The organism is Bradyrhizobium sp. USDA 4354, assembly GCF_054060315.1.
This window is the reverse complement of the sequence record NZ_JBSSDC010000001.1, coordinates 230,035-245,997: the sequence shown is the minus strand read 5'-3', so window position 1 is coordinate 245,997 and position 15,963 is coordinate 230,035. Positions and strand designations below refer to the sequence as shown.

Annotated in this window: 16 protein-coding genes; 7 read left to right on the top strand and 9 right to left on the bottom strand. The window is 65.4% G+C overall.

What is annotated here, in order from left to right:
* The first annotated feature begins 165 nt into the window (after positions 1-165).
* On the top strand, positions 166-1,332 hold the full coding sequence (locus ACVIIV_RS01155; protein WP_060735112.1) for an acyl-CoA dehydrogenase family protein: 1,167 nt from the start codon (positions 166-168) through the stop codon (positions 1,330-1,332).
* Positions 1,333-1,338: 6 nt separating this feature from the next.
* Here the strand turns inward: ACVIIV_RS01155 and ACVIIV_RS01150 are convergent, their stop codons facing one another.
* The 9 genes from ACVIIV_RS01150 to ACVIIV_RS01110 form a co-directional block, all read right to left on the bottom strand.
* The gene (locus ACVIIV_RS01150) at positions 1,339-2,913 is read right to left on the bottom strand and encodes an AMP-binding protein (protein WP_456742522.1); all 1,575 of its coding nucleotides are present in this window, start codon (positions 2,911-2,913) and stop codon (positions 1,339-1,341) included.
* A 33-nt stretch (positions 2,914-2,946) separates the two neighbouring features.
* The gene (gene upp, locus ACVIIV_RS01145; protein WP_456742521.1) at positions 2,947-3,582 is read right to left on the bottom strand and encodes a uracil phosphoribosyltransferase; all 636 of its coding nucleotides are present in this window, start codon (positions 3,580-3,582) and stop codon (positions 2,947-2,949) included.
* Positions 3,583-3,748: 166 nt separating this feature from the next.
* A complete protein-coding gene (locus tag ACVIIV_RS01140; RefSeq protein ID WP_456742520.1) occupies positions 3,749-3,877 on the bottom strand; it encodes a hypothetical protein in 129 nt (42 codons plus the stop codon).
* A 134-nt stretch (positions 3,878-4,011) separates the two neighbouring features.
* Complete coding sequence (locus tag ACVIIV_RS01135; protein WP_456742519.1) at positions 4,012-4,200, bottom strand: hypothetical protein; 189 nt, start codon at positions 4,198-4,200, stop codon at positions 4,012-4,014.
* Between the two features lie 112 nt (positions 4,201-4,312).
* Positions 4,313-4,711: a hypothetical protein gene (locus tag ACVIIV_RS01130; protein WP_456742518.1), complete on the bottom strand. Its 399-nt coding sequence runs from the start codon at positions 4,709-4,711 to the stop codon at positions 4,313-4,315.
* Between the two features lie 25 nt (positions 4,712-4,736).
* Positions 4,737-5,654 carry a 4-hydroxy-tetrahydrodipicolinate synthase gene (gene dapA, locus ACVIIV_RS01125; RefSeq protein WP_456742517.1) on the bottom strand — a complete coding sequence of 306 codons (918 nt, stop codon included), beginning with the start codon at positions 5,652-5,654 and terminating at the stop codon, positions 4,737-4,739.
* Positions 5,655-5,678: 24 nt separating this feature from the next.
* Entirely contained in the window at positions 5,679-5,933 is a 255-nt protein-coding gene (locus ACVIIV_RS01120; protein ID WP_456742516.1) for a hypothetical protein, read from the bottom strand.
* A 132-nt stretch (positions 5,934-6,065) separates the two neighbouring features.
* Positions 6,066-6,344, bottom strand: a complete 279-nt coding sequence (locus tag ACVIIV_RS01115; protein WP_456742515.1) for a hypothetical protein — start codon at positions 6,342-6,344, stop codon at positions 6,066-6,068.
* Positions 6,345-6,365: 21 nt separating this feature from the next.
* Positions 6,366-6,833, bottom strand: a complete 468-nt coding sequence (locus ACVIIV_RS01110) for a hypothetical protein (RefSeq protein ID WP_456742514.1) — start codon at positions 6,831-6,833, stop codon at positions 6,366-6,368.
* 606 nt (positions 6,834-7,439) lie between these two features.
* Here ACVIIV_RS01110 and ACVIIV_RS01105 point away from each other — a divergent pair.
* The 6 genes from ACVIIV_RS01105 to ACVIIV_RS01080 all read left to right on the top strand — a co-directional run bounded on the left by ACVIIV_RS01105 (position 7,440) and on the right by ACVIIV_RS01080 (position 15,847).
* On the top strand, positions 7,440-7,529 hold the full coding sequence (locus tag ACVIIV_RS01105) for a K(+)-transporting ATPase subunit F (protein ID WP_018641117.1): 90 nt from the start codon (positions 7,440-7,442) through the stop codon (positions 7,527-7,529).
* Between the two features lie 111 nt (positions 7,530-7,640).
* Positions 7,641-9,344, top strand: coding sequence for a potassium-transporting ATPase subunit KdpA (gene kdpA / locus ACVIIV_RS01100; protein WP_456742513.1), 1,704 nt, complete (start codon positions 7,641-7,643; stop codon positions 9,342-9,344).
* A 24-nt stretch (positions 9,345-9,368) separates the two neighbouring features.
* Positions 9,369-11,486 (top strand): potassium-transporting ATPase subunit KdpB, encoded by a 2,118-nt coding sequence (gene kdpB / locus ACVIIV_RS01095; RefSeq protein WP_456742512.1) that lies wholly within the window; start codon positions 9,369-9,371, stop codon positions 11,484-11,486.
* Positions 11,487-11,597: 111 nt separating this feature from the next.
* A complete protein-coding gene (locus ACVIIV_RS01090) occupies positions 11,598-12,203 on the top strand; it encodes a K(+)-transporting ATPase subunit C (RefSeq protein ID WP_456742511.1) in 606 nt (201 codons plus the stop codon).
* A gap of 234 nt (positions 12,204-12,437) precedes the next feature.
* Positions 12,438-15,161 (top strand): DUF4118 domain-containing protein, encoded by a 2,724-nt coding sequence (locus ACVIIV_RS01085; RefSeq protein WP_456742510.1) that lies wholly within the window; start codon positions 12,438-12,440, stop codon positions 15,159-15,161.
* The gene (locus tag ACVIIV_RS01080; protein ID WP_456742509.1) at positions 15,158-15,847 is read left to right on the top strand and encodes a response regulator; all 690 of its coding nucleotides are present in this window, start codon (positions 15,158-15,160) and stop codon (positions 15,845-15,847) included. The genes ACVIIV_RS01085 and ACVIIV_RS01080 overlap by 4 nt, the downstream gene beginning before the upstream one ends.
* Positions 15,848-15,963: the final 116 nt, after the last annotated feature.

The following is a 15,963-nucleotide window of genomic DNA, read 5'->3' as shown; positions in this document are numbered from 1 at the left end:
TAGACACACTTCACGGATAAATTCACGTATCTGTGCGCAGTTTTTCGAGTTAAGAACGCGGGTGAGGGCACGTCCGGACGCAGCAAGCGGCGACGGCCTTTGCGTGGGGAACGCGAAGGGAAGGGAGATGGCGCGGTCGCGGCTCCCAAGAAGGAGATCAAGACCATGGATTTCGCGCTCACCGATCAGCAGGAAGCCATTCGCGACGCCATAGCCAAGATCTGCGAAGGCTTTCCCGACGCCTATTGGCTGAAGAAGGACCACGACGGCGGCTTCCCGCACGACTTCCACAAGGCGCTGGCGGACGCCGGCTGGCTCGGCATCTGCGTGCCGGAGGAGTATGGCGGCTCCGGGCTCGGCATTACGGAAGCCGCGATCATGATGCGCACCATCGCGGAGTCCGGCGCCGGCATGTCCGGTGCCTCCGCCGTGCACATCAACGTGTTCGGACTCAATCCCGTCGTCGTGTTCGGCACCGAGGAGCAGCGCAGGCGCATGCTGCCGCCGATGGTCGAGGGGCGCGAGAAGGCGTGCTTCGCCGTCACCGAGCCCAACACCGGACTCAATACCACCCAGCTCAAGACCCGCGCGGTCGCCAAGAACGACCGCTACATCGTCAATGGTCAGAAGGTGTGGATCTCGACCGCGCAGGTCGCGCACAAGATTCTGTTGCTGGCGCGCACCACGCCGCTGGAGGAGGTGCGCTCGCCGACCCACGGCCTCAGCCTGTTCTACACCGATTTCGACCGCAACAGGATCAAGGTCCACGAGATCGAGAAGATGGGCCGCAAGATCGTCGATTCCAACGAGCTGTTCTTCGAAGACTTCGAAATCCCGATGGAGGATCGCATCGGCGAGGAGGGCAAAGGCTTCGAGTACATCCTCGAAGGCATGAATCCGGAGCGCATTCTCATCGCGGCCGAGGCGGTCGGTCTCGGCAAGCTCGCGCTGTCGCGTGCGACCGAATACGCCAAGACGCGCGTCGTGTTCAATCGTCCGATCGGCAAGAACCAGGGCATCCAGCATCCGCTCGCGGTGAACTGGGTCGAATTGGAGGCGGCCTGGCTGATGGTGATGTCGGCGGCCTGGCAATACGACAAGGGCATGCCGTGCGGCGCCGCGGCCAATGCCGCAAAATATCTGGCGGGCGAAGCGGGCTTCTCGGCCTGCGAGCAGGCGGTGATGACCCATGGCGGCTTCGGCTACGCCAAGGAATTTCACGTCGAGCGCTATTTGCGCGAAGTGCTGATCCCGCGCATCGCCCCGGTCAGCCCGCAGCTCGCGCTCAGCTTCATCGCGGAAAAGGTGCTGGGGCTCGCGAAGTCGTACTGAACGGGTCTATTCGGCGGCGATCCGCTCCATCGCCATGGCGCGAAGCCTGGCGCGCTGGATCTTCATGCCGTTGGCGCTGTCGGTGACGGGGAAGGCTTCCACGACATAGATCCGCGCCGGCACCTTGTAGCCGGCAAGCCGCTCGCGCAGGCGCGCGATCAGCGTCTCCTGCATTGGAGGCTCCTTTGCGGGAATGACAAAGGCGACGCAGCGCGCCTGGCCCTTGAGATCGACCGCGACGACCTGGGCGTCGGCGACACCGGCGCAGGATTTGAGCTCGTCCTCGATTTCGCCGGGCGCGACCAGGAAGCCGCCGAGCCGCATCGCATCGCCGGCGCGCGTCTCGTAGACGAAGGAGCCGTCGCCGCGCAGCCGGCCGATGTCGCCGGTGCGGAAGAACCCGTCGGCGGTAATCGCTTCGCGCGTTGCCGCGGGATTGTTGAAGTAGCCGAGGAAGCGTGACGGCGCGCTGATCTCGATCTCGCCGGAGACGCCTTGGGGCGCAAGCTCGCCGGTCTCGACATCGCGCACGCGGACTTTCGCGTCCGGCGACATCGGCCAGCCGCCGCCTTCGATGCGCTCGGCGAAGGCATCACCGGCGCGGCCGATCGAGAACAGGGCCTGCACCTCGCTCGAGCCGTAGAGGCCGAACAGCTTCATGCCGCGCGCTTCAGCCTCTGCCGCCAGTTCGCGCCAGCCGGGCTGAAACGCGGCGAAGCCGCAGATTTCGAGATGTGGAAATGGGTGTGGCGCATCGGTGAGCGCCAGGATACGGCGGAACATCTCGTCCGAGCCGAAGGAATGCGTGATCCCTTGCTCGCTGAGGACCTTCAGGGCCGGCGCCGCCTCGAAGGCGTCGAGCACATGGATGGTTGCGCCTGCTGCGATGAAACCGAGCAGGCTCGTCATGCCGAACGTGCCGCAGAACGGCAGCATGGCCAGCAGCGAATGACGCTGGTGATCGAGCTGGAGCGCGTTGGCGACGGAGGCGGCGTGCGTCGCCAGCGTTCGCTGCGAATGCGCGACGAGCTTCGGTCCCTTGGTCGTGCCCGATGTCGTGTAGAGCAGCACTGGCAGGTCGACGTCGCCTTGAGCAGGCGGAGCCGCTGGATAGGGCTTCTCAAACGCATCGAACCGCACGCAGGGCCACTGTGCCGGCATCGCATCCGCGCCGACCACCGCGAGCCTTTGCAGTGCCGGCACCTCGTCTTTGGTGATGCCGGCGAGGATGGCGGCAAAATCGATCGAGCGGAATGCCGCCTCGACCACCATGAGCTTCGCACCGGACAGTTTGAGCAGGTGCGCGACTTCCGCGCTGCGGTAGCGCGTGTTGACGGCGGCGGTGACGGCGCCGAGCCGTGCGGCGGCGAACAGCAGTGCGAGCCATTCGATCCGGTTGACCAGCCAGACCGCGACGACGTCGCCCTTGCCGATGCCCTGCGCGGCGAGCCAGGCGGCGGTCTGCTCGACCTTGTTCGAAAATTCCGCGCGGGAGACGGGTGTGCCGTCGAATACCAAGGCCGGATCGGCAGCGGTCTCGATCCGGATCAGCGACTGCAGTGAGAAATCGTTGGCGCTCATGCCAACTGGAGTAACGCGCTCGCGCAAACCTGTCTACTTGGTGCCGAACATCCGGTCGCCGGCATCGCCCAGGCCCGGCACGATGTAGCCGTGATCGTTGAGCCGCTCGTCGATCGCGGCGGTCCAGATCGGCACGTCGGGATGCTCGCTCTGGAACTGGGCGATGCCCTCGGGTGCGGCCAGAAGGCAGACGAAGCGGATGTCGCGGGCGCCGCGCGCCTTGAGCAGGGACGCACCGGCGCAGGCCGAGTTGCCGGTCGCCAGCATCGGGTCCATCAGGATCACGGTGCGGTCGGACAGGTCCTGCGGTGCCTTGAAGTAGTATTCCACGGCCTGCAACGTCTCGGGGTCGCGGTAGAGCCCGATATGGGCGATGCGCGCAGAGGGCATCAGCGCCAGCATGCCGTCGAGGAAGCCGACGCCGGCGCGCAGGATCGGCGCCAGGGTGAGCTTCTTGCCGGCGATATTCGGCGCCCGCATCGGCGCGATCGGCGTCTCGATCTCGACCAGCTCTAGCGGCAGGTCGCGCGTCACCTCGTAGCAGAGCAGCATCCCGATCTCGTTCAGGATCTCGCGAAAGCTCTTGGTCGAGCGGTCCTTCTCCCGCATCAGGGAGAGCTTGTGCTGGACCAGGGGGTGGGCGACGACGTTGACGTTGCTGCTGCTCATGAAACCGCTCTACACGGTTCCGTGAAATTGCGCCAGATCGGGCCGGCCTTTTCCGCGGGGATAGCGGGCCTCAACCGGGCAGCGCGACCGCACTGCGCGATCGGTTGCTTGCGTCGTAGGCAGTAATGGTCAGCTCGCGGTCGATCGCCGTGCGAGATCGGACGAGCTAGACCCCGAGCCCGCGCGCCAGCAGCGTGATCACCAGCGTCAGGATGCCGCCCCAGACCAGGCTCAGCGTCATCGTCAGGATGGTCACGGTGACGGCCTGCTCCAGACTTCCCTTGAAGGGCTGCATGCTAGCCGTCCGAGGCCGGGCTCGCGGTGATGCGCATGCCGAGCAGCAATGCGCCCATCAATGCGACCAGGACGACGATCTTGAGCTCGACCATGTCGTTACCTCGCAAGCCGCGCCGGGCACCGCGTCACCGATCAGGCGGGGAGATGCCAGACATGGATTGCGGTTCTCAGCGCGATCAGCGCGGTGAGCACGCTGCCCATCGAGAGCAGGCCAAGCGCTTGGAGCGCGATGCGCTTGAGCTGGGCCTTGCGCGCGTCGGAGATGCGCAACGGGCGTTCGGCCCCGAAGGGCCGGTCAAAGTCATGTGTCAGGATCGACATAGCGGAAGTCCTCATCCTTGGCGCGGCGAGACGGCCGCGCCAATCTGCCGCTTATGATGTCGATCGTTGCGTAGGATTGCGAGATGAGCACCGGCGCGCCCGCATAGGAATGTCATAAAGATGCCGATCCTCGTGCCGGCAGCCCTCTGAAGAGATCGAGGTTCCGCTTCGGTCGGGCGGATTGAGACGGCGCGGGATCCGAATGCGTGATCCCGACCGCTGCGGCAAAGGCGAGGCGCAGCCGCGGTTCTTCGATCTGCTTGCAGAAGCGGTCCAGGATGTCTGCCGCGTTCTGTAGCTGCCCACTGATGGCCGCGCAGAGCTGGGAACTGGTTCGCCGGAAGAAGTGGAACGTCTCGTCGGCGATGCGTTGCCCACCGACGCGATCGAGCTCCGTCGCGAGTGCAGCAACGTTGAGCCTGTCGGACTCATCCCGCGTCACGGCAAAGCGCAGCAGCGCCAGCTTCCAGGAATGGAGCAGCCTGTGGGATCCATCGAGGCGATTGAGCATGCAGTGTCCGGACGGCCTCGGCCCGTCAGGTTCCGACACTGTCGATCAATTCCTCGTCCGCGAACGCAGCGAATGCGCGCACCACGCCTCTCTGCGCAGCTGCGTCCAGCGGCACGATCGGAAGCCTGGTGGCGGCCGACATCAGGCCAAGGACGTTGAGGGCGTATTTGAGCGCGGCCGGACTTTCCCTGGACAGGCAGGCGATAAGCGGGATCAGGCGCTTGTGCAGATAACGAGCGGATTGCAGCCTACCCTGCCTGACATGCGAGAAAATCGTCCGGCAGAGATCCGGGGCGATGTTGGCGACCTCCGAGATCGCACCGTCGCCGCCGTCCGCGATGAAGCCGAATGCGGTGGTGTCGTCGCCGGAGAGAAAGCGAAAACTTGCCGGCAAGTTGCGGGACAGCCGCATCGGACGGGTGATGTCACCACTCTCATCGCGCAGGCCGACGAACTGACGCGACTCGACCAGACGCAGAAGCGTCTCGTCGGCAAGCGGGCGCAGCGTGCGGGAGGGACTATCGTGCAGGATCACGGGCAGTCCGATCGCACCGGCAATGGTGCGGAAATGCGCGAGCATGCCCTCCTGCATCGGCTTGTTGTAGGCGGGCACGACCGACATCACGGCATCGGCGCCGGCCGCCTCCGCGCGCCGCGCCAGCTCGATGGCGTGGCTGGTTGCGTTGGATACCGCGCCCGCGATGACGCGCACGCGGCCGCGGGCGACGTCGACCGCGGTACGAATGACGAGCTCCTGCTCGGCCGGCGAGAGCGTCGGCGCCTCGCCGGCCGTCTCGCAGACCACGATGGCGGGAACGCCGGCCGCGATCTGTCGCTCGCACAGTGCGGCGAACGCCTTGAGATCGATCGCATCTGCTGCGTCGAACGGGATCGGCAGGTCCGGAATGAATCCGGTGAACCAGGCGGCGGGAGGGATGAGCATTGGTTTTCGCCTGTTGGCGCCGGCTCAGGCGGCGCGCTGCGAGACGATGGTGTCGGGGCGCTTGCCCATGTCGAGCTCGATCTCGCGCGGCAGCTCGACGATCGTTTCCGGATGCTGTCCGTTCTCGAACAGCGCATATTTGATTGCCTGGGCGCGGCTGACGAACAGGCCGCCATAGAGGCCGTTCTGTTCCTGGGCGACCCATTGTCCCCGGCGATTCCTGCCGATGAAGACGATGGTCGAAGGCGAGCTGCACGAGGGAGGTTCGACGAGTTTCACAGGTTTAATCCTTCTGAACGATGGCGGCCTCGGACGCACATCCTTGCCGGCGTGCTCAATATCCTCGGTCGGGAATATGATTTCGAGGGTGGGTGCGCAGCGATCTCATAGGAAGGTCATAAAGCCGGTGGCTCACACTGCGTCATTGGCAATGTGGACCAGCGCGAACAGCGCGCCGAAGGCGACAGCTTCGTCCCAATGATTGAGTGCGGCCCTGAATGGCGGCTCGCGTCTGACGAGGCCTGCGAGTGCGCACAGGATGATCGACATCCAGAGCAGGACGGCGAGGCTCCGGCCAAAACCGACGCTGCCGAATGCAGCGAAGCCAATGAGCAGCGCCAGGCGGACGGCGAAGCGCGCAATCACGCGCGACGGCCTCAGCGTGCGCGGCATGTCCGGAGCTTGCGACATGGCGTCGATCCGCCGGGCGGTCTAGCTGAAATTGTCGCAGGCGACCGGCTCGTAAAGCGGATGCAGCACGGGACGGACGGAAGGAACGCTCGGCCGCGATACATCGGCCGCCAGCGCCCGGACCTCGAGGAACGCCGACAGCATGGCGAGCGCGAGGTCGGCATGGCGTGCCTCGACCGCGGCGTCCAGCCAATCCGGCAGCTCTCGCTCGCGTGACAGCGCGCAATGCCACTCGCCCTCGTCATAGGCGATACGGCGGACCTGCCACATCGGCAGCTCCAGCTCCATCAGCACCAGCGCCGCATCGGCCCATGCCTCGACGTCGACCAAGCGCGCGAGGCGCGCGGTGCGCTCGCTCTGTCCGAGCGAGGGGATGCGCCGGCAGGCGTGCCCTATGATGTCGAGCATCAGCGGCCGCGTCATCGCATCGGCCTTGCGCAGCCGCTCGGCGAGCGAGGGGGGATCAAGCGGGCGGAGAGCGGCGGTCATGTCAGGCCTCCTGGAGTTGGCGTCGGTCAGTCGGCCGGCCTCGCCAAAATGGCCTGGAGGGCATTTGAAAACGAGATAGGGATCGGGCGGGAGATATAGGGATCTCATAAGTGACGGGTCTTCCGGCTCAGCGCGATAGTCCCTCGACTTTCGTCTTCGCCGAGGGTGGATGCTTATAGAAGCAGGGCTTTTTGAAAGACCTTGCCCGCTGTCCGCCGTAACAATCGCCGGCGAAAGTGGTTGATGGCGTCGCTGCGCTGCCTGCTCGATGCGACTGCTCGGAACGGATCGTCGGTGTCACATGGTCGCCCCGGCGCGACGTGCCGGCCTTTATGAGATTCCTATAACGTCGCCATAGGCCTCATCTCGAAAACCTATGTGCGCGGTGGCACTTCAGCGCGGTGAAGTTCCCGGCCGTCGGCTGGGAGGCAGGCGTTGCATTCGCGCAGCAAGCTATTCCGCCGGGATCAGAGACGGTTCCGGATATCATCGCGCAACGAGGAGTATCTCCATGATGGACCTTCTGATGCTGGGGCTCGGCTTCGTCTTCTTTGCCCTCGCGATCGGCTACACCTATGCCTGCGAACGGCTGTGACGGAGCGGATCATGATCTTTGATTACGCCCTTGCCGGCGCCGTCTCGTTCGGCCTCCTGGTTTATCTCACTTACGCGCTGCTGCGGCCCGAGCGGTTCTGACCGTGCTGCTGCTTGTCGAATTGCTGCTGGCCGACGCCGCGCTCGTCGCTAGCCTGCTTGCGCTGCTCCTGCCGCTGTTGCGCCGGCCCCAAAGCCTGAAGGGTTAATGCCATGACTGTGATCGGTTGGCTCCAGATCATTCTTTATTGTGCGGTTGTCGTCGCGCTGACCAAGCCGCTCGGCTGGTACATGACGCGCGTGTTTGCCGGCGAGCGCACTTTCCTGTCGCCCATCCTGCGCCCGATCGAGGCCGGCATCTACTGGATTTCCGGCGTCGACGAGAAGCGCGAGCAGCATTGGCTGACCTACGCGGTCGCCATGCTGCTGTTCCATGTCGGCGGCTTCCTGATCATCTACAGCGTGATGCGCCTCCAGGCCGTGTTGCCTTTCAATCCGGCTGGGCAGTCGGCGGTTGCGGAGGATCTATCCTTCAATACCGCGATCTCCTTCATCACCAACACCAACTGGCAGAACTACGGCGGCGAGAGCACGGTCTCCTATCTGGTGCAAATGCTCGGCCTGACACATCAGAACTTCCTGTCGGCGGCAACCGGCATCGCGCTGGCGGTGGCCCTGATCCGCGGCTTCTCGCGCGCCTCGATGCGCACGATCGGCAATTTCTGGGTCGACGTCACCCGCTGCACGCTCTACGTCCTGTTGCCGATCTGCATTGTCTACACGCTGTTCCTGGTCTGGCAGGGCATGCCGCAGACGCTCGGCGCCTATGTCGCGGCGACCACGCTCGAAGGCGCCAAGCAGACCATCGCAGTCGGCCCGGTCGCATCGCAAGTGGCGATCAAGATGCTGGGCACCAACGGCGGCGGCTTCTTCAATGCCAACGCCGCCCATCCGTTCGAGAACCCGACCGCTCTGTCGAATTTCGTGCAGATGTTGTCGATCTTCCTGCTCGGCGCGGCGCTCACCAACGTGTTCGGCCGCATGGTCGGCAACCAGCGCCAGGGCTGGGCGATCCTCGCCGTGATGGGCGTGCTGTTCGTTGCCGGCGTTGCCGTCTGCTACTGGGCGGAAGCCAACGGCACCTCGATCTTGCATGCGCTGGGTCTGACCGGCGGCAATATGGAGGGCAAGGAGGTGCGCTTCGGCATCGTCGCGTCCTCGCTGTTCGCCGTGATCACCACGGCCGCTTCCTGCGGTGCCGTCAACGCCATGCACGACAGCTTCACCGCGCTCGGCGGCATGATCCCGCTGATCAACATGCAGCTCGGCGAGATCATCGTCGGCGGCGTCGGCGCCGGCATGTACGGCATGCTGCTGTTCGTCATCCTCGCGATCTTCGTCGCAGGCCTCATGGTCGGCCGTACCCCGGAATATGTCGGCAAGAAGATCGAGGCACGCGAGGTCAAGATGGCGATGCTCGCCATTCTCGTCCTGCCGCTGATGATTCTCGGCTGGGTCGCCGTCGCCGTGGTCTATCCGACGGCCGTCGCCTCCATGGCGAACGCCGGACCGCACGGCTTCACTGAAGTGCTGTACGCCTTCACCTCGGGGACGGCCAACAACGGCTCGGCCTTCGCGGGCCTCACCGGCAACACCTTCTTCTACAATCTCACGCTCGCCAGCGCGATGTTCGTCGGCCGCTTCTTCATGATCGTTCCGGCCATGGCGATCGCAGGCTCGCTCGCGGCCAAGAAGTCGATCCCGCCGTCGATGGGCACGTTCCCGACCACCGGAGGCCTGTTCGTCGGCCTCGTGGTCGGCGTCATCCTGATCATGGGCGGCCTGACCTTCTTCCCGGCTCTCGCGCTCGGCCCGATCGTCGAGCATTTGGCGATGAACGCCGGCAACCTGTTCTGATCCAGCTTTTTCGGAGTGACCTCCATGGAACCTGTCCACAAACCCAACAAGCGCATGCCGGTCTCGGCGATGCTGGATCCCAAGATCGTGGTGCCTGCGATTGGTGCTGCCTTCACCAAGCTCGATCCGCGCGCCATGATCAAGAACCCGGTCATGTTCGTGGTCGAGATCGTGGCCGCGCTCACCACCGTGATCTTCCTGCGCGACCTCGTCACCGGCGGGGAAAATCTCGGCTTCACCTTCCAGATCATCCTCTGGCTGTGGTTCACCGTGCTGTTCGCCAACCTTGCCGAAGCAGTGGCCGAGGGCCGGGGCAAGGCGCAGGCCGAGACGCTGCGCAAGACCCGCACCGAGAGCCAGGCCAAGCTCCTGAGCGGCACGGGCCGTGACTACAAGCTCGTATCAGGCACGAGCCTGAAGGTCGGCGATCTCGTGCTGGTCGAGGCGGGCGACACGATCCCCTCGGACGGTGAAGTGATCGAGGGCGTCGCCTCCGTCAACGAGGCCGCCATCACCGGCGAGTCCGCACCGGTCATCCGCGAATCCGGCGGCGACCGTTCGGCGGTGACCGGCGGCACGCAGGTGCTGTCGGACTGGATCCGCGTCCGCATCACGGCAGCCCAGGGCTCGACCTTCATCGACCGCATGATCAAGCTGGTCGAGGGCGCCGAGCGGCAGAGGACGCCGAACGAGATCGCGCTCAACATTCTGCTCGCCGGCCTCACCATCATCTTCGTGTTCGCCACCGTGACGATCCCGAGCTACGCGGCCTATGCCGGCGGCTCGATCTCGGTGATCGTGCTCGTCGCTCTCTTCGTGACGCTGATCCCGACCACGATCGGCGCGCTGCTCTCGGCGATCGGCATCGCCGGCATGGACCGCCTGGTCCGCTTCAACGTGCTGGCGATGTCGGGCCGCGCGGTCGAAGCCGCCGGCGACGTCGACACGCTGCTGCTGGACAAGACCGGCACCATCACGCTCGGCAACCGGCAGGCGACCGCCTTCCGTCCCGTGCGCGGTGTCACCGAGCAGGAGTTGGCCGATGCCGCCCAGCTCGCCTCGCTCGCGGACGAGACGCCGGAAGGCCGCTCCATCGTCGTGCTGGCCAAGGAGAAGTACGGCTTCCGCGGGCGTGACATGGCCGAGTTGGGAGCGACCTTCGTTCCGTTCACGGCGCAGACCCGCATGAGCGGCGTCGACGCCGGCGGCTCGTCGGTGCGCAAGGGTGCGGTCGATGCCATCCTCAACTATGTCGGCGGCGGCGCGCCGTCCGCGATCGCCTCGGGCAATGCGGCACGGGCCATGCAGCCCGCGGCTCTGTCCGAGGTCGGACGCGAGATCAGCGCCATTGCCGACGAGGTCTCCAAATCGGGCGGCACGCCGCTCGTTGTCGCCAGGGACGGCAAGCTGCTCGGGATCGTCCAGCTCAAGGACATCGTCAAGGGTGGCATTCGCGAGCGTTTCGCCGAACTGCGCCGCATGGGCATCCGCACCATCATGATCACCGGCGACAATCCGATGACGGCCGCCGCCATCGCCGCGGAAGCCGGCGTCGACGATTTCCTGGCGCAGGCAACTCCCGAGGACAAGCTCAAGCTGATCCGCGACGAGCAGGCCAAGGGCAAGCTGGTGGCCATGTGCGGCGACGGCACCAACGACGCCCCGGCGCTCGCCCAGGCCGACGTCGGTGTCGCCATGAATACCGGCACGCAAGCCGCCCGCGAGGCCGGCAACATGGTCGATCTCGACTCCAACCCGACCAAGCTGATCGAGGTGGTCGAGATCGGCAAGCAGCTCTTGATGACGCGCGGTGCGCTGACGACGTTCTCGATCGCCAACGACGTCGCCAAGTACTTTGCGATCATCCCGGCGATGTTCCTGGCGTTCTACCCCCAGCTCAACGTGCTCAACGTCATGAACCTGTCGAGCCCGCAGAGCGCCATCCTGTCGGCGATCATCTTCAACGCGCTGATTATCATCGCGCTGATCCCGCTGGCGCTGAAGGGCGTCGCCTATCGCGCGGTCGGCGCCGGCGCGCTGCTTCGCCGTAACCTCTTGATCTACGGGCTTGGCGGCATCGTCATTCCCTTCATCGGCATCAAGGCGATCGACCTCGCGGTGACCGCCTTGCACCTGGCCTAACCCCGTCATTGCGAGCGAAGCGAAGCAATCCGGAAATATCTCCGCGGTTGACAGCTTGGATTGCTTCGTCGCTTCGCTCCTCGCAATGACGGAAGAAATCGGAGAAGACACATGCTCAGAGAAATCCGCCCCGCCATCGTCCTGTTGCTGGCGCTCACTGCCATCACGGGCCTTGCCTATCCGCTCGCCATGACCGGCATCGCCGGTGCGTTGTTTCCCGTGCAGGCGCAAGGCAGCCTGATCGAGAAGGACGGCAAGGTGATTGGCTCCGCCCTGATCGGGCAGGAGTTCAAGGACGACAAATACTTCCACGGCCGCCTCTCGGCGACGCTCGCCCCCGACCCGAACGATTCGACCAAGACGGTCCCCGCGCCCTACAACGCCGCCAATTCGGGCGGCTCCAACCTCGGTCCGACCAGCAAGGCGCTGGCCGACCGGCTGAAGGAAGATGTGGACAAGCTGAAGGCGGAGAATCCGAATGCGGCTGTGCCGGTCGACCTGGTGACGACCTCGGCCAGCGGCCTCGACCCGGATATCTCGCCGGAGGCAGCGGAATTCCAGGTGCCGCGCGTCGCCAAGGCCCGGAATCTGCCGGAGGACGCTGTGAAGCAGATCGTGGCCGCGAACGTCCAGGGCCGCTTGCTCGGCCTGCTGGGCGAACCCCGCGTTAACGTACTGGCGCTCAACCTCGCGCTGGACCGCGCGTCGGCGAAGTAGCGGTCTAGGCTCCCGGTGCCCGGATGGCTATATTGGAGCGAAGCCTTTTTCTCCCTCTCCCCGCTGCGGGGAGAGGGTTGGGGTGAGGGGGAGTCCCCACGACGACTGTGACAATTGGACTCGTGGAGGCTCCCCCTCACCCGAAATTCAAGCTGCGCTTGAATTCCGGCCTCTCCCCGCAAGCGGGGAGAGACGAAGAGGCAGGCGAACAACCTAACGAGCCGTACCGTCCTGATGGTCCGAGAGCGCCGCGATCCCGAACAACGACCCTCTCCCGAGGCGCTGCTGGAAGCAGCGCGCCGGGAGGAGAGCGCGAGCGGCAGGCTGAAGATCTTCGTCGGTGCCGCTCCCGGCGTCGGCAAGACCTACGAGATGCTGCAAAGCGCCCATGCCAAGCGCAAGGCAGGCATCGATGTCGTGGTCGGCTTCGTCGAGACCCATGGCCGTGCCGAGACCGAGGCGCTGGTGCGCGGCCTTGAAGTGGTCCCGCGCAAGAGGCTGGACTACCGCGGCCAGATTGTCGAGGAGATGGACCTCGATGCGGTCATCGCGCGGCGGCCGCAGATCGCGCTGGTCGACGAGCTCGCCCACACCAATGCGGCCGGCAGCCGTCATCCCAAGCGCTATCTCGACGTCGAGGAGCTGCTCTCCCACGGCATCGACGTCTACACCGCCGTCAATATCCAGCACATCGAGAGCCTGAACGACGTCGTCGCCCAGATCACCCATGTCAGGGTGCGCGAGACCGTGCCGGATTCGGTGTTCGACCGCGCCGACGCGATCGAGCTGATCGACCTCACGCCTGACGATCTGATCCAGCGGCTCAAGGAGGGCAAGGTCTACGTGCCCAAGCAGGCCGAGCGGGCGCTGGAACACTATTTCTCGCCGGGCAACCTCACCGCGCTCCGTGAGCTCGCACTGCGGCGCACCGCCGAGCGGGTCGATGAGCAGCTCCTCACCCACATGCAGGCGAATGCCATTGCCGGGCCCTGGGCCGCGGGCGAGCGCATTCTCGTCTGCGTCAGCGAGGATCCGCGCGCGGCCGGCCTTGTGCGCTACACCAAGCGGCTGGCGGACCGGCTGCATGCGCCGTTCACCGCGATCTCGATCGAGACGCGGCGATCCCTGCAATTGTCCGACGAGGAGCGCGATCGGCTGGCCGATACGCTGCGGCTGGCGGAATCGCTCGGCGGCGAGGCGCTGACCATTCCCGCCGTCGGGCGCCGCATCGCCGACGATGTCGTCAATTTCGCGCAAGGCAACAACGTCACCCAGATCGTAATCGGCAAGTCGACGCGCTCGCGCTGGTTCGAGATGACGCGCGGCTCCGTCGTGCACGACCTGGTGCGCCGCGCCGGCAACATCACCGTCCACGTCATCGCCGGTGACGAGCTGCCCGGCGAGGCCGCGCCCAAGACCGCGGTGCAGACCGCTGCGCGATCGGAGCCGTTCGATCCGTTGCCCTATCTGAAGGCGCTGGGGATCGTGCTGATTGGCCTCGGCGCCGCCGAGCTGATCCAGCCACGTTTCGGCCTCGAGAACGTCGACCTTGTACTGCTGACTTCGGTCGTCGCGGTTGCCGTGCGCTATGGCTTGTGGCCGTCCCTGCTGGCGACGGTCGCGGCTTCGCTCTGCTACAACTTCTTCTTCATTCCGCCGATCTACACGTTCACCATCACGGATCCGACCAACGTTGCCGCCTTCGTGCTGTTCATGGTGGTGGCGATGATCGTCTCCAATGTCGCAGCGCGCGTGCGCACCCAGGCCGATGCCGCGATCGGCCGGATCAGGATGACCGAGCAGCTCTATGCATTCAGCCGCAAGCTCGCCGGCACCGCCACGCTCGACGACGTCTTGTGGGCGAGCGCCTACCAGATCGCGTTGATGCTGAAGGTGCGCGTGGTGCTGCTGTTGCCGGACGCGGGCCTGCTCACGGTGAAATCCGGCTATCCGCCCGAGGACGAGCTCGATCAGGCCGATCTTGCCGCGGCCAATTGGGCCTGGAGCAACGATCGCCCCGCCGGCCGCGGCTCGGACACGTTGCCGGGCGCAAAACGACTGTTTCTGCCGATGCGCACCGGCCGGGGCCCGATCGGCGTGATCGGCATCGACAACGACCGCACCGGCCCGCTGCTGACGCCGGACCAGCGGCGGCTGCTGGATGCGCTGGTCGACCAGGGCGCACTCGCGATCGAGCGCGTGCTGCTGGTCGAGGACATGGACCGTGTCAAGCGCACCGTCGAATCCGAGCGGCTGCGCTCGGCGCTGTTGACCTCGATCTCACATGACCTGAAGACGCCGCTCGCCTCCGTGTTGGGGGCGGCCTCCACCATGCGCGATCTCGCCGGCGCGCTCTCCGACACCGAGAAGCGCGACCTGCTGGCCACCGTGATCGACGAATCCGAGCGGCTCAATCGCTTCATCGCCAATCTGCTCGACATGACGAAGCTCGAATCCGGCGCCATCGTGCCCAACACGGCGCTGCACGATCTCAGCGAAATCGTGGGCAGCGCGCTGCGGCGCGCCAGCAAGATCCTTAACCGCCACAAGGTCGAGCTGGTGCTGGCCGCCGATCTGCCGATGCTCCAGCTCGATGCCGTGCTGTTCGAGCAGGTGCTGTTCAATCTGCTCGACAATGCCGCAAAATACTCGCCACCCGAGACCACGATCTCGATCCGCGGCCGGCGTGACAGTGCCCATGTCGTGCTCGAGATCGCGGACGAGGGGGCCGGCATTCCGCCCGGCGAGCTCGAGAGCGTGTTCGACAAATTCTATCGCGTGCAGAAGGGCGATCACGTCCGCCCCGGCACCGGGCTCGGGCTCGCCATCTCCCGCGGCTTCGTCGAGGCGATGCGCGGCACGATCTCCGCTGCTAATCGCAGCGAGCGGAGCGGCGCGGTCCTCACCATTCGCCTGCCCGTCCCAGCAGAGAGCCACGCATTGGATACCGCCGCATGAGCGCTGCTCCGATCAAGGTCCTGGTCATCGACGACGAGCCGCCGATCCGCAAATTGCTGCGGATGGGGCTGACGACGCAAGGCTATGAAATCCTGGAGGCGTCGAACGGCAAGACTGCGCTGGAGAAGCTTGAGGAAGAGCCGGCGCTGATCATCCTCGATCTCGGCCTGCCCGACGTTCAGGGGCATGAGCTGCTCCGCACCATCCGCACCCGCAACGAAGGCGTGCCGATCGTGGTGCTGTCGAGCCGCGGCGACGAAGCCGGCAAGGTCCAGGCGCTCGATCTCGGCGCCGACGATTATCTGACCAAGCCGTTCGGCATGGAGGAGCTCCTGGCGCGCCTGCGTGCCGCGTTGCGTCACCAGCTTCAGGTCAAGGGCGAACGCCCTGTGTTCCGTACCGGCGATCTCTCGGTCGATCTGGTCCGCCGCATCGTCAAGCTCGGGGAGCGTGATGTGAAGCTCTCGCCGAAGGAATATGACCTGTTGCGCGTGCTTGTGCAGCACGCCGGCAAGGTGCTCACCCACCGCTTCCTGCTGAGGGAGCTCTGGGACGAATTGACGGACGCGCAATACTTGCGCGTCTATGTCCGGCAGCTCCGCCAGAAGATCGAAGCCGATCCGGAACGGCCGCAATATGTGCTGACGGAAACGGGGATAGGGTACAGGCTGAAGGCGGGGGATTGACGACGTCGTTTGTGGCGCGATGCTGTCCCCACGTCGTCATTGCGAGCGGAGCGAAGCAATCCAGAGTCTCTCCGCGGCAGACTGGATTGCTTCGTCGCAAGGGCTCCTCGCAATGA

Coding starts and splice junctions, on each gene's coding strand:
- ACVIIV_RS01155 (WP_060735112.1), top strand. CDS start 166: ATGGATTTCGCGCTCACCGATCAGCAGGAAGCCATTCGCGACGCCATA.
- ACVIIV_RS01150 (WP_456742522.1), bottom strand. CDS start 2,913: ATGAGCGCCAACGATTTCTCACTGCAGTCGCTGATCCGGATCGAGACC.
- upp (WP_456742521.1), bottom strand. CDS start 3,582: ATGAGCAGCAGCAACGTCAACGTCGTCGCCCACCCCCTGGTCCAGCAC.
- ACVIIV_RS01140 (WP_456742520.1), bottom strand. CDS start 3,877: ATGCAGCCCTTCAAGGGAAGTCTGGAGCAGGCCGTCACCGTGACCATC.
- ACVIIV_RS01135 (WP_456742519.1), bottom strand. CDS start 4,200: ATGTCGATCCTGACACATGACTTTGACCGGCCCTTCGGGGCCGAACGC.
- ACVIIV_RS01130 (WP_456742518.1), bottom strand. CDS start 4,711: ATGCTCAATCGCCTCGATGGATCCCACAGGCTGCTCCATTCCTGGAAG.
- dapA (WP_456742517.1), bottom strand. CDS start 5,654: ATGCTCATCCCTCCCGCCGCCTGGTTCACCGGATTCATTCCGGACCTG.
- ACVIIV_RS01115 (WP_456742515.1), bottom strand. CDS start 6,344: ATGTCGCAAGCTCCGGACATGCCGCGCACGCTGAGGCCGTCGCGCGTG.
- ACVIIV_RS01110 (WP_456742514.1), bottom strand. CDS start 6,833: ATGACCGCCGCTCTCCGCCCGCTTGATCCCCCCTCGCTCGCCGAGCGG.
- ACVIIV_RS01105 (WP_018641117.1), top strand. CDS start 7,440: ATGATCTTTGATTACGCCCTTGCCGGCGCCGTCTCGTTCGGCCTCCTG.
- kdpA (WP_456742513.1), top strand. CDS start 7,641: ATGACTGTGATCGGTTGGCTCCAGATCATTCTTTATTGTGCGGTTGTC.
- kdpB (WP_456742512.1), top strand. CDS start 9,369: ATGGAACCTGTCCACAAACCCAACAAGCGCATGCCGGTCTCGGCGATG.
- ACVIIV_RS01090 (WP_456742511.1), top strand. CDS start 11,598: ATGCTCAGAGAAATCCGCCCCGCCATCGTCCTGTTGCTGGCGCTCACT.
- ACVIIV_RS01085 (WP_456742510.1), top strand. CDS start 12,438: ATGGTCCGAGAGCGCCGCGATCCCGAACAACGACCCTCTCCCGAGGCG.
- ACVIIV_RS01080 (WP_456742509.1), top strand. CDS start 15,158: ATGAGCGCTGCTCCGATCAAGGTCCTGGTCATCGACGACGAGCCGCCG.